This window comes from Verrucosispora sioxanthis, assembly GCF_010560025.1.
GTDB classification, from domain to species: Bacteria; Actinomycetota; Actinomycetes; order Mycobacteriales; family Micromonosporaceae; genus Micromonospora; species Micromonospora palythoicola.
Genome location: NZ_SAIY01000002.1, coordinates 406,171 through 425,212, shown reverse-complemented (window position 1 = coordinate 425,212; position 19,042 = coordinate 406,171). Strand labels below are relative to the sequence as shown.

Annotated in this window: 15 protein-coding genes and 4 pseudogenes; 11 read left to right on the top strand and 8 right to left on the bottom strand. The window is 67.5% G+C overall.

The genetic code is table 11. The features are described from left to right. The first annotated feature begins 8 nt into the window (after positions 1-8). The gene (locus ENC19_RS07140) at positions 9-722 is read left to right on the top strand and encodes a hypothetical protein (RefSeq protein ID WP_164446319.1); all 714 of its coding nucleotides are present in this window, start codon (positions 9-11) and stop codon (positions 720-722) included. 94 nt (positions 723-816) lie between these two features. Further along, positions 817-1,317: a hypothetical protein gene (locus ENC19_RS07135; protein WP_164446318.1), complete on the top strand. Its 501-nt coding sequence runs from the start codon at positions 817-819 to the stop codon at positions 1,315-1,317. A 16-nt stretch (positions 1,318-1,333) separates the two neighbouring features. Here the strand turns inward: ENC19_RS07135 and ENC19_RS07130 are convergent, their stop codons facing one another. Further along, entirely contained in the window at positions 1,334-2,221 is an 888-nt protein-coding gene (locus tag ENC19_RS07130; RefSeq protein ID WP_216592702.1) for a LysR family transcriptional regulator, read from the bottom strand. Between the two features lie 190 nt (positions 2,222-2,411). On the opposite strand from ENC19_RS07130, the gene ENC19_RS07125 reads away from it, so the two are divergent. The 5 genes and pseudogenes from ENC19_RS07125 to ENC19_RS31720 all read left to right on the top strand — a co-directional run. Beyond that, a complete protein-coding gene (locus ENC19_RS07125) occupies positions 2,412-3,212 on the top strand; it encodes a GNAT family N-acetyltransferase (RefSeq protein ID WP_164446317.1) in 801 nt (266 codons plus the stop codon). A 201-nt stretch (positions 3,213-3,413) separates the two neighbouring features. Then, complete coding sequence (locus ENC19_RS07120) at positions 3,414-3,848, top strand: hypothetical protein (RefSeq protein ID WP_164446315.1); 435 nt, start codon at positions 3,414-3,416, stop codon at positions 3,846-3,848. Then, entirely contained in the window at positions 3,845-4,786 is a 942-nt protein-coding gene (locus tag ENC19_RS07115) for an ATP-binding cassette domain-containing protein (protein ID WP_164446314.1), read from the top strand. The genes ENC19_RS07120 and ENC19_RS07115 overlap by 4 nt, the downstream gene beginning before the upstream one ends. Continuing rightward, positions 4,783-5,532 carry an ABC transporter permease gene (locus ENC19_RS07110; protein ID WP_164446313.1) on the top strand — a complete coding sequence of 250 codons (750 nt, stop codon included), beginning with the start codon at positions 4,783-4,785 and terminating at the stop codon, positions 5,530-5,532. Before ENC19_RS07115 ends, ENC19_RS07110 begins: the two co-directional genes overlap by 4 nt. A 154-nt stretch (positions 5,533-5,686) precedes the next feature. Continuing rightward, positions 5,687-5,944 (top strand): annotated as a pseudogene (locus ENC19_RS31720) (tylosin resistance protein TlrC); the annotation flags it as partial. A 70-nt stretch (positions 5,945-6,014) separates the two neighbouring features. Here the strand turns inward: ENC19_RS31720 and ENC19_RS29510 are convergent. From ENC19_RS29510 to ENC19_RS31295, 4 genes and pseudogenes are all read right to left on the bottom strand, one after another. After that, on the bottom strand, positions 6,015-6,575 hold the full coding sequence (locus tag ENC19_RS29510) for a hypothetical protein (protein ID WP_216592751.1): 561 nt from the start codon (positions 6,573-6,575) through the stop codon (positions 6,015-6,017). A 127-nt stretch (positions 6,576-6,702) separates the two neighbouring features. Then, the gene (locus tag ENC19_RS07095; protein ID WP_164446311.1) at positions 6,703-7,965 is read right to left on the bottom strand and encodes an ATP-binding protein; all 1,263 of its coding nucleotides are present in this window, start codon (positions 7,963-7,965) and stop codon (positions 6,703-6,705) included. Between the two features lie 536 nt (positions 7,966-8,501). Then, positions 8,502-9,764, bottom strand: a complete 1,263-nt coding sequence (locus tag ENC19_RS07090) for an ATP-binding protein (protein ID WP_164446309.1) — start codon at positions 9,762-9,764, stop codon at positions 8,502-8,504. Between the two features lie 140 nt (positions 9,765-9,904). Further along, positions 9,905-10,236, bottom strand: a pseudogene (locus ENC19_RS31295) (hypothetical protein); the annotation flags it as partial. 69 nt (positions 10,237-10,305) lie between these two features. Here ENC19_RS31295 and ENC19_RS07080 point away from each other — a divergent pair. After that, a pseudogene (locus tag ENC19_RS07080) lies at positions 10,306-11,495 on the top strand (IS110 family RNA-guided transposase). 286 nt (positions 11,496-11,781) lie between these two features. Here the strand turns inward: ENC19_RS07080 and ENC19_RS07075 are convergent. Beyond that, complete coding sequence (locus ENC19_RS07075; protein WP_309246214.1) at positions 11,782-12,489, bottom strand: IS3 family transposase; 708 nt, start codon at positions 12,487-12,489, stop codon at positions 11,782-11,784. Between the two features lie 180 nt (positions 12,490-12,669). Beyond that, complete coding sequence (locus ENC19_RS07070) at positions 12,670-12,969, bottom strand: transposase (protein ID WP_091302750.1); 300 nt, start codon at positions 12,967-12,969, stop codon at positions 12,670-12,672. Positions 12,970-13,455: 486 nt separating this feature from the next. Here ENC19_RS07070 and ENC19_RS07065 point away from each other — a divergent pair, with 486 nt between their 5' ends. From ENC19_RS07065 to ENC19_RS07055, 3 genes and pseudogenes are all read left to right on the top strand, one after another. Further along, positions 13,456-14,952: a non-reducing end alpha-L-arabinofuranosidase family hydrolase gene (locus ENC19_RS07065; protein WP_164446308.1), complete on the top strand. Its 1,497-nt coding sequence runs from the start codon at positions 13,456-13,458 to the stop codon at positions 14,950-14,952. Positions 14,953-14,972: 20 nt separating this feature from the next. After that, a pseudogene (locus ENC19_RS07060) lies at positions 14,973-15,329 on the top strand (cellulose binding domain-containing protein); the annotation flags it as partial. Between the two features lie 234 nt (positions 15,330-15,563). After that, a complete protein-coding gene (locus tag ENC19_RS07055) occupies positions 15,564-17,813 on the top strand; it encodes a glycosyl hydrolase family 95 catalytic domain-containing protein (RefSeq protein ID WP_164446014.1) in 2,250 nt (749 codons plus the stop codon). A 278-nt stretch (positions 17,814-18,091) separates the two neighbouring features. Here the strand turns inward: ENC19_RS07055 and ENC19_RS07050 are convergent, their stop codons facing one another. After that, positions 18,092-18,973, bottom strand: a complete 882-nt coding sequence (locus ENC19_RS07050) for an ISAs1 family transposase (protein WP_268967982.1) — start codon at positions 18,971-18,973, stop codon at positions 18,092-18,094. Positions 18,974-19,042 lie beyond the last annotated feature (69 nt).

Below are 19,042 nucleotides of genomic sequence, written 5' to 3'. Positions count from 1 at the left end.
GAGGCGAGATGCGTTGGCTCCGGCGGTTGCTGGGTAGCAAGCGGGTCCAGCTCGATCCAGGGCGGCAGCAGGAACTGCTGCGGGATGTCCGGCACCGGTACGGCGCCGGCTCGCCGGTCCGGTTTCCGGAACAGGTCGAAGCGATCACCCGAATGCTCGGCGACGACGACGGCCTGGCGGTGGCCGCCCGGATGGTGTGCGAGGCCGCCGACGAGGCTCACGCGGACCTGCAGGCCCAGGCCCACGACGTGCACCGACGCACGGGCCGGCGACTCTCGGTGCATCGCCGGAACTACCGGCCGCTGTGGAAGGAGGCCGGACCGGCGCTGCGGTGGCCACTGTTCGCGCTGCCGGGTGGCCTCCACCCGTACGCGCAGGTGACCGCCGCCGTCGCGGTGGTCGGCGGCCGCGCGCCACGGCTCGGCCGGGTGACCGACCCGGACCTGCTCCTGGCCCGCGTGTTCGAGTTGCTCGACCTCACCGTCGTCGGCTGCGAGTACCACCAGGTACGGGTGGACACCGATGCCGCAGCCCTGGCCGACCGACTGATCTCGACCGCCGGTCAGGTGCTCGCGGCCATCGACGACCCGCCCCGGCTGCCGCCTCCGGTCCGCGAGGTGATGCGCCGCAACAACACCCTCGCCGTCCACGATCCAACCGGCCATCACGTGATCGGCGGCATCAACCTGGGCGCCCGGATGCGGGAGACTCTGCTGGCGTAGCACAACCAGCCAGCCGGCATCAGGCGGTTCGGGTGGCTTCGGCGGAACCGCCCAATGTCGACGGTGCAGATGGTCAGCCGAGAAGGAGTCGGCGATGAGTGTCGGCGTCAACCTGCGCAGTCGTCCATGGATCGTGCTGGTCGCCCTCGCGGCGACGGCAGTGTTGTTCCTGGTCACCTGGGCACTGACAACCGCTCGCGGGAGCCAGCCCTCGGGCGTGCAGGAGGTCGCGAGCGAGGGCGTACGGATCGAGGTTCCGGCCGGTTGGTCACGCAACGCCATCGATTGTGGTACGCCGGTTCGGGACACGTACGTCGTGGACGTCGAGGCGGTCGCGGGCTGTGCGCTGACGCCGACGCCTCGGGTCGACTACGCGGAGATAAGGCTCTCTGCGGATCTCGCCCTCGACTCCGCCGCAGCGATCGCGACGGAAGAGCACCAGACCGTCGGCCACGTCGTGCACCGAGGCGCAGACGTGCTGCCCGACGGCCGGGCGCGCCGGGTCGTGGTGGTGGATCGGCGCGTCGTGGTCATCGCGGTCACCGAAGATCCAGCGGTCGCCGACGCGATCGCCGATTCGGTGAAGATCGACTGAACGGCGCCCGGCCCGGCTACGTCGTTCGCTGTGCCTCCGTGGCGGCCTGGACGAAGGCGCGTACCAGGGCGTTCTCTCCGTCGTTGCGCCACACCGGCGCGTAGTGCAGCACCGGTCCGTCGGTGATGGGCAGGAAGGTGATGTCGCCTCGTTGCCGGGTAGTTCCCACGTCCGATCCGATCGGGGACACGACGCTGCCGCCGGCGATCGCTTGGAAGGCCTCCTCGAGGGTGACGATGCCCAGTCCGCGCCGGACGGGCCGCCCGGCCGGGGTGGTGGACGGGGTGTGCGCCTCCCACACGTAGTCGGGAATGGGTCCCTCGGGGTAGACCACCGGGTGATCGCCGAGATCCTCCAACTCGACGCTGCCCCGGCCGGCCAGCGGATGACCGGCGGCCACCGCCAGCACCAGTTCCTCGCGGTGCAGGACCGGCCCGACCGTGAGGTCGGGCTCGCGGATGGGCAGCCAGAGAATCCCGATGTCGACCGAACCGGCCCGCAGCGGCCCGAGCGGGTCGGTCGGCAGGATTTCGCGCAGGCGCAGCTCGCACTGCGGGTGCCGCTGCCGGAACAGGTCGAGGACGGCCTCGACCGACTGGTAGTGCGTGCCCATGGTGCCGATGGTCAGCGTGCCGGCCTGGCCGCGTGCGGTGGCGGCGGCCTCCTCGATGCCGGAGATGATCTCGCTGTAGCCGGCGCGGAGGCGGTCGCGCAGCCGCTCGCCGAGCGGGGTGAGCCGAACGGCGCGGCTCGTGCGCTCGAACAGGCCCCCGCCGATCCGGCGTTCCTGCTGTTTGATCGACTGGCTGACCCGCGATTGGGACACGTGCAGACGCTCGGCCGTGCGACCGAAGTGAAGCTCTTCGGCCAGCGTCAAAAAGATCTCGATATCGCGCAGTTCCACCAGATGGCCCTATCTCCGATCATCGCGGCCTCGAACTGGGCAGTCTACGGCCGCGACGAGAGCGAGCCGCACGAGCGTGGCTCGGACCACCGGCCGTCGCGGGGTCCCTGGTCAATCGATCACCGCTGGCTAATACGGCGATGCGATCTTCTGCGTTGTTCGGCCGGGGCGGCCGGGCGATGGTGGACGCATGAGCGAAAGCGTGATCGACATCGTGGCGGCGCCGGATCATCTCGGGACCCCACGCTGGCACGCTGTGACGTCGCCCGGTTCGGTGGCCGGGGTCGCCGATCTACGTCCGGTCATGCCGTTCGAGTACGAACTGCCACCGCCGACCGCCCCGCAGCCGGGCACCCTTGCGCTGAACCTGTGTGTGCAGCCGCAGTGGCGTCGACGGGGGATCGGATCGCGGCTGCTTGCCGCCGTCGGTGCACACGCCGTGGGACGGCGGCTGATGGTGGAGACCGCCCCGGATTCCGCCGCGCAGTCGTTCTGCGAGCGGCACGGATTTCGGCGCACCGGATCCGGGAGCCATGATCTGCTCACCTACTGCGACGTCCACCATGCCTGGCTGGGTGAGTTGGTCGATGTCGAGCACCCCGGATACCGACTGCGTCACTGGACCGGGGACCCGACTAGCGCGAACAGCGTCGAGCAACTACTCCGGTATCCGAGCCGACCGGGTGACGCGGTGGTGAGCACCGCCGAGGCGGACGGCGGCGTGGTCGCCTATGTAGCGGCAATGACGGGAGCACCGTCGCAGCGTCGCGCTCGCCAGTACGGCCCTGCCGTGCTCGTCGGTCATCGCGGACGGCGGCTGGGGCTGTGGGTCAACGCCGCTCTGCTCACCCGACTACGCGAGATCCATCCACACGTCGAGGAGATCGAGACCCGCACCGCCGACGAGGACTCCGACCTGGTCGCCCTGCGTCGACACCTGGGCTTCCGCCCTCTCGGGCGGCATCTCCGCTACGAACTCACCCTGCCGTAACCGGCGGCCCTGACTCCGATCCAGAGGCACGTCCGGGCCGACCCGTGCCCGATAAAGAGAGGTTTGTCATGAAAGATCCTGTCCGCCCCCCCGGACGTGGGCCGCCCCGGGCGGGAGCCGAGACCCGCCCGGTGATCCGGGGCCGCCACCCGGCGGTCGCCACCTGCCCACGTCAACGTCAACATCAAGGAGCTCACCACCGTGTCCGTCAACCTTTCCACCCAGGACAAACTCACGCTTCGTACGGCCGCGTACGGTGCGGTCACGCTGCTGTCGGCCGCCGGAGCCGCCGGCGGCTCACCCCACAAGATCGCCACCGATGGGTCCATCGCCCTGGCCTCGGCAACCGGCCTGGTCGGGCACGTGCTCGCGGAGAAGTCCAGGGGTATCGACCTGGGCGGCAGGTCGGTGGCCGAGATCGCCGACCGCGTTCTGCCCGCCCTGACCGAGGCGATGCGCCTGCTCGCCGAGCAGGCGCCGGCCGAGGCCGACAACTTCCGCCGCACTGTCGTCGTCGCCCTCGACGCGGCCGTCCGTACCCGGCAGGGCGCACCCGGTCCCACCGTCGCCGACATGACCAACAAGATCATCGCGGCGCTCGACGCCGCCGAGGCCACCTCGGAGGTGACCACGTGACGACCCCGGCGATCTCGGTCTCCGGCCTGCGCAAGGCGTACAAGGACAAGATCGTCCTCGACGGCGTCGACTTCGACGTCCACGCCGGCACGGTGTTCTGTCTGCTCGGCCCCAACGGCGCGGGCAAGACGACGACGGTGAACGTGCTGACCACGCTGGTGCAGGCCGACGGCGGCGCGGTGCGGGTCGCCGGCCACGACCTTGCCACCGACGCCAGGGCGGTCCGCGCGGCCATCGGCGTCACCGGCCAGTTCGCGGCCGTCGACGAGCTGCTGACCGGACGCGAGAACCTCCAGCTCATGGTGGACCTCAACCGCGGGGTCGCCGGCGACGGCGAGCGGATCGTCGCGGACCTGCTGGACCGGTTCGAGCTGACCGCCTCGGCGGACAAGCCGACCTCCACCTACTCCGGGGGCATGCGCCGCAAGCTCGACCTGGCGATGACGCTGGTCGACAATCCGCGGATCATCTTCCTCGACGAGCCGACGACGGGCCTGGACCCGCGCAGCCGCCGCACCATGTGGTCGATCGTGCGTGACCTGGTCGACGACGGCGCGACCATCTTCCTCACCACGCAGTACCTGGAGGAGGCCGACCAACTCGCCGACCGCCTCGCGGTGCTCGACCAGGGCCGCCTGGTCGCCCAGGGCACGCCGGAAGAGCTCAAGCGCCTCATCCCCGGAACACACGTACGGCTGCGGTTCTCCACCGCCGCCGAACTCTACGCCGCCGCGGGGATTTTCCCCGAGGCCACCCGAGACGACGACGCGCTGGCCCTGCGGGTGCCCGCCGACGGCGGCACGAAGTCACTGCGGGCCCTGCTGGACCGGCTCGACGAGCACTCCCTCAGCGCCGAGGAGTGCTCCGTGCGCACCCCGGACCTCGACGACGTTTTCCTCGCCCTGACCGGCCACGCCACGGAGGTCGACACGAAATGAGCGCCCAGTCCCATTCGCTGGTCATGCTGCGCCGCAACCTCAAACACCTCACCCGGAACCCGACCTCGGTGTTCAACGCCGTCCTGATGCCGATCATCATCATGCTGATGTTCGTGTACATGTTCGGTGACGCCTTCAGCGTCGGCGTGGACTACATCGACTACGCGACGCCGGGCCTGATCCTGCTGGCCGTCTGCTACGGCCTGGGAGCCACCGCGACGGCGGTGAACTCCGACATGACCAAGGGCATCATCAACCGGTTCAAGGCCATGGACATCTCCCGCGGCGCGGTGCTGACCGGCCACGTCATCACCAGCGTGCTGACCAACGTGATCGCCATCGCGGCGCTCGTCGGAGTGGCCTTCCTGCTGGGGTTCAGCCCGGAGGCGAGTCTGACCGACTGGCTCGCCGTGGGTGGCGTCGTCGTTCTGCTCGCGTTCGCGGCGGGTTGGTTCACGGTCGCGCTGGGACTGTCGGCGAAGTCGCCGGAGACAGCGGGCATGGCCGCCGTGCCGCTGGTCATGCTGCCGTTCTTCAGCAGCGCCATCGTCCCGGCGGAGAAGATGGGCCCGGGCCTGCGGCAGTTCGCCGAGTACCAACCCTTCACGCCGATCATCGAGACCGTGCGCGGGCTGCTCGACAGCGCACCCGACACCACCGACGCGGCCGTCGCCGTCACCTGGTGCGTGGCGATCGCCCTCGTCGGCTACCTGTGGGCGCGTTCCGCCTTCACGAAGCGAGCGTGACCCGGGCGGTGTGGGGCTCTGCGGCGCCGTCTCGGGGAACGTAGCCCGACGAGGCGGCGCCGCACCGGGTCGGGAGCACCTGCGCTCGGCGTTCGGCCGTCGCGGCCGCATGGTCAACCCGGCATGTCCTTGTCAATCAGCCAGATCAGGGGCACAGCCGGAACTGCTCCTGCTCGACGAGCCGACCAACGACCTCGGTGATCAGGCCGTGGGCTGGCTTGAGGCGCGCCTGCGGCAGCACCGCGGCACACTGCTCGCGGTCACCCATGACCGGGAGTTCCTCAGCCGGGTCACCGACACGATCCTGGACGTCGGTCAGGGCACGGTGACACGCCACGGCGACGGCTACGACGGGTACCTGACCGCCACGGCCGTCGAACGCCGCCATCGGCTACCGGAGTACGAAGACTGGCACCATCCCGCCACACATCCCGAAGGCCAGCGGCCTTGGCGGAGGGCGACTTCCACTTCGGCGTTGGTCGTTACTCGCGGACCAGTCCTGGTGGCAGCGCGTCTTCGCCGGGTCGGACCTGGCGGGCGTTGGCCACGTGGTTGCGTTCGAGGGCGTGGATCACGGGTGTCGGACCGCCGACGCAGGTCCAGGTGTCGTCCCAGAGCGCGGAGACAAGCCATGACCGGTCGGCGGGAAAGAACAGATCGGGTAGCGTTCCGCGGCCGTGGCGCATGTGCCCACCGGTGCGCCAGGTGAGGGCCTGCTCGGGACCGGCCTCGACCAGCACGTACGGCCAGTCCCAGTAGAGGAACACCCTCGGGGCCTGAGGGAAGACGACGTCGTGGGCGCCGGTGTCGAGGTAGGCCAGCCACCACGGCTGGTCCGGAGTGTGCGTGATGAGGTCCTCGACCAGGGCGTGCTCATAGGTGGCGGCGGTGACCTCGTCGGCCTGGTACGTGGTGGCGTAGGCGTCGAAGACCGGTGGGATGGCGGTGGTGATCGAGACGCCGGCAGTGGTGTGACCGGCGATCCAACTCACGTCGGCGGCGGTGCCGACGCGCCAGCTCCGCCCGTGCTTGCTGACCTGCACACCGCCATTCAAGCCGCTGCAGCGTCGGTTGGCCAGGAGCCAGACCGGTGGCGTCCGGCGACCAGCCGTCATGGGCCGCCGTGCCGTACGCCTGCCCCGGGCTCGATGGAGCGCTGATGCTGTCAGGTCAGTCTGCTGTCGAGGCGGAAACCTGCCATATGGCGCTGACCGGCATGGCACGGAGTCTGTCGCCGAATGGCAGCGTGGCGGTTCCGGTATAGAGGACGATGCCGGCGACGAAGTCATTGCCGAGGCGGTCGGCCAGTCGGCGTAGGCTGCGGAAGTCGTCGGGTCCGACGGTGGTGGCTGCTTTGACTTCGATCCCGACGACCTGACCGGCTCTGTTTTCGAGTACCGCGTCGACTTCGTACCTGCTCTGGTCACGGTAGTGGGACAGGTCGACGAACTGCTCGGACCAGGTGAGTTGCCGGGACAGCTCGGAAAGGACAAATGATTCGAGCAGCGGGCCGAACGGTGCGCCCGGCCGGAGCAGTGCCCGGGCGTCGGTCGCGATCTCGTTGGCGGCGATGCCCGAGTCGACGAAGATCAGTTTCGACGCGGAGGTGGCCCGGGTGCCCAGGTTGCGGGACCAGCCCGGGATCCGTTTGATCAGAAAGATCTCTTCCAGGGCTTGGAGGTAGCGGGCGATCGTCGGCCGGCTCAGTCCGAGGGCGGATTCGAGGGAGTTGGCGGCGATGATGGTCGCGGATCTGGCCGCGAGGAGGCGTACCAGCGTGCGTAGCTCGCCCTTGTGCTGGATGTCGGAGAGCTGCCGGACATCGCGGTCGATGAGCGCCTGGACGTAGGCGTCGAGGAATCGTTGGCGGCGGCGCGGGTCGGTGCGGGTGGTGGCCTCGGGCAGGCCGCCGCGCACGATTCGGGCTGCGTAGTCGGCGCGGGTCACGTCCGACTCGTGTCGCAGGTCCGGGCCGAGCGCGAAGACGGCGTCGATGAATCCGTCCAGGGCCCCGTCGAGTTCGCCTTGGGAGAACGGCCAGAGCTCGATAGTTTCCATCCGACCGGGCAGCGCGTCCGGCGCAGCCACCATGCCGAACAGCCGAGACGATCCGGTGAGTAGGTACCGGCCAGGACGGGGATCTTCGTCGACGGCAGCCTTGATGGCCAGCAGCAGCTCCGGAGCGCGCTGGATCTCGTCGATGACCAGGAGTTCGGAGGAGTCCACGAATCCGACCGGATCGGCGATGGCCGCCGCCCGGTCCTGGGCCCGATCAAGATCGCGGCGTTCGGCCAGACGATCGCCGGCAACGAGGCGAACCAGGGTGCTTTTGCCTGCTTGGCGTGCTCCGCTGATCAAGACGACGCGGGTGTCCGCTAGAGCAGCATTGACCTGCGCGGCGGCGCGGCGGGGGATCAGGGGCGGCGTGGGCACGGCGTCATCATAGCGGTCGCATTTTCGATCTGCGAGGGCTTCGGCTTTCGATCTGCGGGCCAGGGCGCGTTCGATATGCGGTCGTTTGATGTTCCATCTGCGGGCATGCGGGCGAGCCGGTTCATGAAGGTGTCCACGGCTACCTCGTGTTGCTGCTGGGCCTGCATCCGCAGAAGACCCCTTCTAGCCTGAACAACCAAGATCAGCAGAGGTGGCGCTGCGCGAACTCGCGTAGAGACTCCCTGGGCTGCGACAACAACCGTCTCGGGAACGTGGGCCACGCCCTGCCACCCCAGGTGAACCCAGGTCGCTAGACTGTGCCCTCGCGCCCTCGTAGCTCAGGGGATAGAGCATCGGTTTCCTAATGCGACGCTCCGTCGGTGTTCGGAGGCCGATGACCTGCGGGTTTCTATCTTCTGCCGTTGCGTGCCGGTCGCTTCGCGGGCTCGCTGCGATCGCTTGCCGGAGATCAGCAGACCACGCCTCTCGGTCTTCGGTGGCCCTGAAGGGCTGAGGAGAACGACTTGCGAGCGGGGTCAGTCTGTTGTCGAGGCGGCAACCTGCCATAGGGCGCTGACCGGCATGGCGCGGAGTCTGTCGCCGAACGGCAGCGTGGAGGTTCCGGTGTAGAGGACGATCCCGCTGACGAAGTCGTCGCCGAGGCGGTCGGCGAGTCGGCGTAGCCCGCGGAAGTCGTCTGGTCCGACGGTGGTGGCTGCTTTGACTTCGATCCCGACCACCTGCCCAGCTCGGTTCTCGAGCACCGCGTCGACTTCGTACCTGCTCTGGTCGCGGTAGTGGGACAGGTCGACGAACTGCTCGGACCAGGTGAGCTGGCGGGACAGCTCAGACAGGACGAATGACTCAAGCAGCGGGCCGAACGGTGCTCCGGGCCGGAGCAGTGCCCGGGCGTCGGTGGCGATTTCGTTGGCGGCGATGCCGGAGTCGACGAAGATCAGTTTTGGTGCGGCGGTGGTGCGGGTGCCGAGGTTGCGGGACCAGCCGGGGATCCGTTTCACCAGGAAGATCTCTTCCAGTGCCTGGAGGTAACGGGCGATAGTCGGCCGGCTCAGTCCGAGGGCGGATTCGAGGGAATTCGCGGCGATGATGGTCGCGGATCTGGCCGCGAGCAGGCGTACCAGCTTGCGTAGCTCGCCCTTGTGCTGGATGTCGGACAGTTGGCGGACGTCGCGGTCGATGAGTGCCTGGACGTAGGCGTCGAGGAATCGTTGGCGCCGGCGTGGGTCGGTGCGGGTGGTCGCCTCGGGTAGGCCGCCCCGCACGATCCGGGCCGCGTAGTCGGCGCGGGTCACGTCCGACTCGTGTCGCAGGTCGGGGCCGAACGCGAAGACGGCGTCGACGAATCCGTCCGGTGCTGCGTCGAGTTCGCCCTGGGAGAACGGCCAGAGTTCGACGGTCTCCATCCGGCCGGGCAACGCGTCCGGAGCGGCCACCATGCCGAACAGCCGTAATGATCCGGTGAGCAGGTACCGGCCGGGACGGGGGTCCTCGTCGACTGCCGACTTGATGGCCAGCAGCAGTTCCGGAGCACGTTGGATCTCGTCGATGACCAGGAGTTCGGAGGAGTCCACGAACCCGACGGGATCGGCGATGGCCGCCGCCCGGTCCTGGGCCCGATCAAGATCGCGGCGTTCGGCCAGACGATCGCCGGCAACGAGGCGGACCAGGGTGCTCTTGCCTGCTTGGCGCGCTCCGCTGATCAAGACGACGCGAGTGTCCGCCAGAGCGGCATTGATCTGCGCGGCGGTGCGGCGGGGGATCAGGTGCGGCGTGGGCACGGCGTCATCATAACGGACGAACCTTCGATCTGCGGGGACCTCGGCTTTCGATCTGCGGCACCAGGTGCGTTCGTTATGCGGTCATCTGCTGTTCGATCTGCGGGCCCTGTCAGCGGGGCGGCCGTGGAAGAGGTCCACCGCTACGCCGTGTTGCTGCGGGTCGCGGCGAGTTCGGGGAAGGCTTCTTCCCAGCGCTGGCAAAGCTGGGGTGGCAGCCAGAGGATGGGCCAGAGCCGCCGGAGGAGGTCGGCGTCGAGCCAGGTGTGCAGATCCTCGACGGTGCTGGCCTCGGTGGCACAACCTTGTACATGTTGGCCAGGCGTGCGGCCCGGTTCAGGTCGTACTCGGCGTGTCCGGACCAGTCGAGGTGACGCGGAAGCGTCACCGTGCCTTCGGTCGGGCCGTGCAGTGCGGCGATGTTCTCGGCCACCACGTAGGGCTTCCGGTCGCCGTAGGGCCGGTAGTGAGAAGGTGCCGGCAAACCCGAACCCACAGACGACGGGCCCGACTGAGAAGACCGATCAAGTGAAGGAGTGCGAGGGTGGCGAAGCTGTGGATCGGCGTGGACATCGGCAAGACCCACCACCACGTCGCCGCTGTCGACGGCGACGGCCGGCTGGTCTACTCCCGCCGGGTCGCCAACGACGAGACCTCACTGCTCACCGTCATGGCCGAGGTCTCGACCCACGGCCGCCCGGTGTGCTGGGCGGTCGACGTCACCACCGGCCTGTCCGCGCTGCTGCTGACCCTGCTGTGGCGGCGCCAGGTTCAGGTCCGCTACGTCTCCGGCACGGTCTCCTTCCACATGGCTGCCGCGTTCGCCGGGGAGAACAAGACCGACGCCCGCGACGCGGTGGTCAGTGCTCAGACCATCCGCCTGCGTCCCGACCTTCCGATCCTGGAACCCTCCGACCGGCTCCTGGCCGAACTCACCGTCCTGACCAGCTACTGCGCCGACCTTGTCGGGCAGCGTGTCGCCACCCTGTTTCGGTTGCAGGAGCTGCTCACCGGGATCAGCCCCGCCCTCGAACGGGCCGTGGACCTGAACCGGAAGGCCCCGATGATGGTCCTCGCCTGCTGGCAGACACCGGCCGCGATCCGGCACGCCGGAGTCGACCGCATCACCGCCCTGCTCCGCCGCAGCCACGTCAAGAACGCCAGCCAGGTCGCCGAGGCCATGGTCGCCGCCGCCCGGCAACAGACCGTCACCCTGCCCGGACAACGGGCCGCCGCCGTGGTCGTCGGGCAGATGGCCACCGAGATCCTGTCCATCGAGCAGCGCATCGCCGCCGTCGACGACCTCATCGCCGAACACCTCGACCAGCATCCCCTCGCGCAGATCATCGGGAGCCTGCCCGGCATGGGCCCCCTGTTGACCGCCGAACTACTCGTTCACACCACCGCATGACCGAGTACGACAGCCCGGCGAAGTTGGCCGCCCAAGCAGGTTTGGCGCCTGTTTCCCGCGACTCCGGAACGGTTTCGGGGAATCATCGCCCGCCTCGCCGCTTTCACCGGCGGCTGCGGCACATTCTGTGGATGGCCGCGTTCACCGCCGCCCGCGAATGCCCCACCTCGCGTGCCTACTGCGAGAGAAAGCGCGCCGAAGGAAAGAACCACCGCCAAACCATCCTCGCCCTCGCCCGACGACGCGTCGACGTCCTCTGGGCACTCATCCGCGACCGCAAAACCTTCACCCGACCGGCACCAGCGATCCACGCCGCAGCCTGAACCAGAACACTCCCCGCCGACGCAGCCCATCGCGCCGGCTACTGTACTTGCCGTCACAAGATCAGCGACAGAGCCACGCGTACCTACCTGAGCATCCGAACACGTACGCCGACAGAAGGTGTAGTAACACGATTAGCGGTTCACATTCTGTGTAGTCATGGGTGATGTGGTTTCTTCGTAGTCATGTATCTGCGGTTCACGTCGCGGGCTAACGTCGACGGCAGCGTGGTGCGCTACGCCGCCTTGGCGCATAACTGTCAATCCCCTGGAATCGTGGAGGACTCGGTTATGCGGCCTGGCCCTCCAGGACGCGGATTGTCGATCGCTCGTAGTCGTTCGGTGAGCGTCCGTCGCAGTCGGAGTGTCTGCGGCGACGGTTGTAAAAGTCGGTGATCCAGGTGGCGATCTTTAGTCGGGCCTCGGTGCGGGTGCGAAACTGGTGGCGGTGGACGTACTCGACCTTGATGGTGGAGAAGGTGGCCTCGGCGACGGCGTTGTCGAAGCACGAGCCGACCCGGCCCATCGACTGGCGTACCTTCCACCGGTTGCAGGCTTGGGCGAAGTCGGCCGAGCAGTATTCGCTGCCCCTGTCGCTGTGGAAGATCACTGCGGCGACGTCGCCGCCACGGGTGACCGCGGCCATGTTCAGCGCGGCGACGACCAGGCCGGCGTCGTGCCGGTCGCCCATGGCGTAGCCGAGGATGCGCCGGGAGTACAGGTCGATGACGGTGGCGAGGTAGAGCTTGCCCTCGCCGGTGATGATCTCGGTCATGTCGCCGCACCAGGCCACGTCCGGCCCGGGCGCGGTGAACTGACGCTTGACCAGGTCCGGGGCGGCTGGCCGCTTGCCCTGCCGAGTCAGCCCACGCCGGCGCCGTTTCGCTCTGGCGACCAGGCCCAGATCAGCCATGACCTCGACAATCGTGTTGTCCGACACCCGCCACCCTTTGTTCGCATAACTCGTCGCCGACGCGTGGACTGCCGTAGGTGCCACCCGAGGCGTCGAAGACGCGCCGGACCGCCTCCGTCAGCCTGGCCCTACGATCCTGGCGGGGCGTCGGCCGACGGTCCCGCCACTTGTAGCACCATGACTCGGACACCCCGAGTGCCCGACAGGTCACCGCGTGCGGCACGTTGTGCTCGGTCCTCTGGGAAGCGATGAAGGCGGCCACGCTCACCGGCCCGTCGCTTCCTTGACCCACAGGACCACGGATCGCTTGAGGACATCACGCTCCATCGCCAGCTCCGCGTTCTCACGCCGCAACCGCGCCAACTCGGCCCGTTCGTCCTCGGACAACTGCCCGGCAGCGGCTTCGCCGCGAGCGGCACGATCCTGCTGCACCCAGTTGGCCAGAGTGCCGCTGTTGATCCCCAGATCACGCGCTACCTGCGCGATCGACTTCCCGGTCTCCCGCACGATCCGAACCGCGCCCGCGCGGAACTCCGGATCGAACCGGCGTCTCGTCTCAGCCATGAACCTCTATCCCTCAAGTTCTGGCCTCCACGCTACGAGGGGAAGGGCAGTCCAGAGGGCGTGGACACACGACCCCTCACGCCGAGCATCGATCTTCCCTGCTCCGTGCCCAGATTCCGACGATCGTTTAACTACAAGCTGCGGAACCCGAGCGAAAGCCCAGGCCGGAAACGCCCATAGGCGACTACGCAAAGCCCTTGGGTCTCAGAAAGGGCGGAGCGGCCACTGAATACATATGCAGTGCTAACTCTGTTTGCATCTTCGGCACTCGAGTGCGACGATGGTCATCGATATCTGCGGGAGCGGCAGCGGGAGAGCGTTCGGCCGAGGGCAACGGCGGCGGACGCAGACAGTCCCTTGACTTTCAGCTGGGAGGCGATGGTGAGCGGCACGCCGCTTGCCTGCCTGGCGGCCCGGTTCCACCGAGGCGGCACCCATCTGCGCCAGCCTGCCGCCTCTCCATGAGCGGCAGCGGAGAGGATCCCGATGAGGTTCACCCACCGTTCCAGTTCGTCGCCGTCCCACCTGCGCCGTGGAGCCATTGCCACTATTGCGCTCGTCGTCGTGGCCACAGCTGCCGTGGCAGGAGCCGCCCGAGCCGGCACCGCAGCTGGGTGCCGGGTCGCCTACACCGTTACCAGCCAATGGTCGGGCGGCTTCGGCGCCAACATCGCCATCACCAATCTCGGCGACTCCATCTCTGGCTGGACGTTGAGATTCACCTTCACCTCGGGGCAGACCATCACTCATTTGTGGAACGGCAACGTCAGCCAGTCGGGAGGCAACGTGACCATCACGAATGCCCCCTACAACGGCGAGCTGGCGACGGACGCCACCGTTACCCCTGGGTTCAACGGCACCTGGAACGGAAGTAATCCGGCACCCGCATCGTTCACCCTGAACGGCACTCCCTGCACTGGAGCCGTCGTCCCCACCGTGGCGCCACCGACCACCACGCCACCCACGACGACGCCACCCACCAGCACACCCCCGACGACCACGCCGCCGCCCGGTGGCGGCCTGCCGAACAGCTTCCGGTGGAGTTCCAGTGGCGTGTTGATCGGGCCGAAGTCAGACGCCTCGCACAACATTCGTGCGGTAAAGGATCCGTCAGTGGTATACCACAACGGGCGGTGGCACGTCATCGCCACTACGACGAACCAGAGTGGTTCGTACAGCATGGTGTATCTCAACTTCACCGACTGGTCGCAGGCTGCCGCAGCGCAGCACCACTTCCTGGACACGACTGCGATCGGCGCCGGATACAAGGCCGCGCCGCACGTGTTCTACTTCGCGCCGCAGCGACTCTGGTACCTGGTCTACCAGGTCGGTGACAACGCCGCGTACTCCACCAACACCGACATCAGCAACCCGCGGGGCTGGACCGCGCCACGACGCTTCTACGCCGGCGGCATGCCTCAGATCATCCGAGACAACATCGGCAACGGCCATTGGGTAGATTTCTGGGTGATCTGTGACAGCGTCAAGTGTCACCTGTTCTCGTCTGACGACAACGGGCACCTGTACCGGTCCGAGACCAGCCTGGCGCAGTTCCCGAACGGAATGAGCAATACGGTCATCGCCATGCGGGACGCGGCCCGGTACCCGCTCTGGGAAGCCGCCAACGTATACAGAGTTTCCGGTGGCAACCAGTACCTGCTGATTGTTGAAGCGATCGGCGCTGCCGGCGTGCGTTACTTCCGGTCTTGGACCGCACCGGCGATCACCGGTCCATGGTCCGCGTTGGCCGATACGCAGGCCAATCCGTTCGCCGGTGTCAGCAATACCACCTTCGCCGGTACCGCCTGGACGAAGGACATCAGCCACGGAGAGATGGTCCGCGCCGGCGTTGACCAGACGATGCTCATCAGCCCCTGCAACATCCGGTACCTGTACCAGGGCAAGGATCCCGCTGCGACCGATTCGTACAACCTGCTGCCTTGGCGGCTCGGTCTGCTCACCCAGACGAACTCCACCTGCTAGCCGCTCTGTCTCTCAGCCTGATGCACCGGAGGATCTCCATGCACTTCGCACGATCGCGCCTCTGGCTGGCCACGGCGACAGTCGCCGCCGTCGGCACCACCGGCGTCGTGACGACAGCGGCCGCCCACGCCGCCGGCTGCAAAGTCACCTACACGGTCACCAACCAGTGGCAGGGTGGCTTCGGCGCCAACGTGACCATCGACAACCTGGGTGACCCCGTGAGTGGCTGGCGGCTGGCCTGGTCCTTCGCCGCCGGGCAGAGCATCACCCAGCTCTGGAGCGGTACGTACACGCAGTCCGCCGCGCAGGTCACCGTGACAAACGCCAGCTGGAACGGCAACATTCCCACCGGAGGTAACGTCAGCTTCGGCTTCAACGGCTCATGGACGTCGAGCAACCCGGTTCCGGCGAGCTTCACACTCAACGGCACACACTGTACCGGTTCCATCCCGTCAAACCCGCCCCCGTCGACCCCAACCACGGCGCCGACCACATCCCCGCCACCGACATCCCCGCCACCGACGTCCCCGCCACCGACCGGAACGACGACCGCGTGGCAGGGTGGCCGGTTCGTGGTGGACACTCCCAACGTCGTACGCCGGTCAAATATCGTGTTCAACCGGCCCGGCAGCGCCAGTAGCCAGTTCGCGCCACTGGGTAACGGCACGCTGGGGGTTGCCGCGTGGTCAGCCAACGGGTTCACCGCCCAACTGAATCGCGCCGATACGTTTCCCGACCGCAAGTCACCGGGGCGGGTGGTGATCCCCGGGCTGAGCAGACTGACCAACGCCAGCGACTTCCGGGGTCACCTCGACCTCTACGACGGGACGCTGCGCCAGTCAGGCGGCGGCATGTCGTTGACCGCTTATGTGCGAGCGGACACCGCGCAGCTTGTCGTCGACGTCACCGGCGCGGACCCGAACACCTCGCAGACCGCACGGGTGGAACTGTGGAGCGGCCGTACACCCACCGCGACCGCCTCCGGGTCGGTGGCCACTCTCTCGCAAACCTGGACCGACAACACCGCGACCGGTGCCTCCGGTCAGCGCTTCGGTGCGATGGCGGGTATCAGCGCCGGTGGCCGCAACGTGACCGCGTCCATACCCAACTCGACGACCGCCCAGGTCAACTTCCGGCCCAACAGCGACGGCTCGTTCCGGGTCATCGCGGTCTCCCCGACCTGGACAGGCGGCGACCCGATCGCCACCGCTCGTACGCTGCTCGGCAGTGATCTGACCCGTAGCGCCAGCGACCTCGCCGCCGGCCACCTGTCCTGGTGGCACAACTACTGGGCCACGGTCGGCCTCATCAGGATCTCCTCCGGTGACGGGTCCGGCGAGTACTTCGAGAACATGCGGACCCTGTATTTGTACAACATCGCCGCGACAAACCGCGGCGCCCTGCCCGGCAGCCAGGCCGGCGTGGCCAACCTGTTCGTGTTCGATCAGGATTCACAGCCCTGGTATCCGGCCGGATACTGGTTTTGGAACACCCGCATGATGGTCCAGGCGAACCTCTCCGCCGGAGCGTTCGCGCAGAACACCCCGGTGTTCAACCTCTACCGCACCAACGTATCCAACATCGCCGCGTGGACCGGGGCTCACTTCCCGGGCCGCGAGGGCCTCTGCGTGCCGGAGACCATGCGCTTCAACGGCAACGGCTACTACGGCGGCAGCAACGCGGCCAGCAACGCCTCGTGTGACTCGCGGATCGCGCCGAACTACAACGCCCGCAACGTGACGACCGGAGCCGAGATCGGCCTGTGGATCTGGCAGACCTACCTCACCACCGATGACCGTTCGTTCCTGTCAGCCCACTACCCGATCATGGCTGGTGCCGCGAGATTCCTGCTCTCGCACGCCACGACAGGCTCCGACGGATTGCTGCACACCTTCTCCAATGCCCACGAGAACCAGTGGGACGTCAACGACCCGATCAACGACGTCGCCGCTATGCAGGCCCTCTTCCCGGTCGTCGTCTCGGCCGCGCAGACGCTGGGTGTGGACGCCGACCTGGTCAGTCGGCTCAACTCGGCCATCCCGAAGATCCGTCCGTTGCCGCGTACCGACATCGCCACCAAGTCGCAGGTGCTGACCCCGGCCTCAGACGCGGCCGGGAGGAACATGCTCGCGATGTCGGCCGAACCTACCGCGACCAAGCACAACCAGGAAAACGTCGAACTCGAACCGGTCTGGCCGTACAACCTGATCGGCGACGCCGGCCACCTGTCCGACCTGGCCAAACGGACCTTCAGCAATCGGAGCTACGTCACCGGCAGCACGTGGAGCTACGACGCACTCCACGCCGCGCGCCTGGGGCTTGGCAACGACATGCGCAGCGCAATGCTCGCCAACATCGGTAAATACCAGGTCTTCCCCAACGGGTTCGCCAGTTGGAACGCCCAGCCCACCACGCCCTACCTTGAAGAGCAGGGTGTCATCGCCGCAGCGATCAGTGAGGGCCTCGTGCAGCACTACGACGGCACGTTGCGCGTTGCACCCGGCTGGCCGAACGGATGGAACGTCGACGGCACCGTCTACATCCAGCACCGGGGGAAGGCCCACGTACAGATCCGAAACGGAACATTGACGACTGTCGCTCTGGAAAGCGGTGCCACCGGAACCATCACCGTCCGGAACCCATGGCCGGGGCAGAATGTCACCGTCGTCGACAGTACTGGCACCATCGTGACCAGCACGCAGACGAACGGGACATTTGATTTCCTCGTTCAGGCCGGTAGGACGTACCTCGTCCAACTTACCTCGGCCCCGACCACGGCTCTTCCGCACGCCCCTGTCAGTGGCAGCGCCGCCACCGCACCCAAAAACTTGAACGGTCGGTCCATCGGACTTCCTAGATAACACCACGCACCGGGCCGGGTGTTCGCTGCAGGGTGCAACCGGTTAACCCATATGCGAAGGATCCACCGTCCTGCTGTCACTCGATTCTGCCTTTCCCGTCGTCACTCCGTTTCGGAGTCCTGCAGATCATCTTTGGTGGCGTGACACGTGGGTGGTCGGGGGTGGTGGTCTGGGCGGTAGATGGACGGAAGCATCAGCGCTTCCTACAAACAGCTTTTTAGGGGAGTTTCCGCTGATGCTTCCGTCTGTGTCCCGTACCCAGGGCCCCGGCAAAGTCGTTAGGTGATGCCGAGCAGAGCCAGCGGTCGATGGCTATCGCGGGCGTGGTGGCGGTTGGCGGCGGCGATGTTGGTGATGCCGGTCAGGCGTAGTGCGCTGATGGCGGCGTTGCGGAGGGCGGCCATGACCTGTGGTCCAGTGCCGGTGCGGATCTGGGATCGGTCTTCGTCGTAGGTGACGTCGCGGACCCAGTGGACCTTGTTCTCGATTGACCAGTGGCCGCGGGCCCAGCCGGCCAGATGTGCGGGCTTGGCTTGGTGCGCACGCAGGTCAGTGATCGCGTAGATGGTTTCAGTGGTGAAGCGTTTCGGCTGGTCCAGGCGGCGTCGGCGGCGTCGGATCTGCAGCGCCTGCGCGGCGTGGGGGAAGTCGATGCCGGTGGAGATGGACAGGATCTTCAGGCTGCGGATCTCCCGCCGGCCGTGCCCGCGGTCGCTTGCGCGGTCGGCGTTGGGGACGGCTCGCCAGGGCAGGGCTGCGAGTTGGGCGTGCAGGTGGGGCTGATTGCCTTTGACGGTGAGGATCCAGTTGGCGCCGCGTTGGGCGAGGTAGGCGACGTGCTCGCGTTGGCAGTGCAGGGCGTCGGCGGTGACCACGACACCGGTGAGGTCGTCGATCTGGTCGAGCAACGGCTGGAAGCAGGTGATTTCATTGGTCTTGCCGTTGACGTCGGTGCTGGCCAGGATGGCGCCGGTGGCCTGGTCGCAGGCGGCCAGGACGTGTCGGGCAGTGCTGTGGGCGGCGCGGGACCCGCGAATGCTCTTGCCGTCGACGGCGATCGCCCGCCTCGTACCCGTCGCGGGGCTGCGGGTGCTCAGCCACGCGGCGATCACCGCGGTCAGTTGGTCCGGATCCAGGGCCTGTAGCAACCGGCGGAGCATCGCCTCCGACGGACGCCGTCCTGGGTCGATACCCAACATCTGTGCGGGGGCCAGCAAGTCAGGCAGGGC

Bases quoted from the DNA above. Each gene is read 5' to 3' on its own strand.
- ENC19_RS07125 (WP_164446317.1), top strand. From the start codon at position 2,412: ATGAGCGAAAGCGTGATCGACATCGTGGCGGCGCCGGATCATCTCGGG.
- ENC19_RS07140 (WP_164446319.1), top strand. From the start codon at position 9: ATGCGTTGGCTCCGGCGGTTGCTGGGTAGCAAGCGGGTCCAGCTCGAT.
- ENC19_RS07050 (WP_268967982.1), bottom strand. From the start codon at position 18,973: ATGCTCCGCCGGTTGCTACAGGCCCTGGATCCGGACCAACTGACCGCG.
- ENC19_RS07110 (WP_164446313.1), top strand. From the start codon at position 4,783: ATGAGCGCCCAGTCCCATTCGCTGGTCATGCTGCGCCGCAACCTCAAA.
- ENC19_RS07135 (WP_164446318.1), top strand. From the start codon at position 817: ATGAGTGTCGGCGTCAACCTGCGCAGTCGTCCATGGATCGTGCTGGTC.
- ENC19_RS07065 (WP_164446308.1), top strand. From the start codon at position 13,456: ATGAGGTTCACCCACCGTTCCAGTTCGTCGCCGTCCCACCTGCGCCGT.
- ENC19_RS07070 (WP_091302750.1), bottom strand. From the start codon at position 12,969: ATGGCTGAGACGAGACGCCGGTTCGATCCGGAGTTCCGCGCGGGCGCG.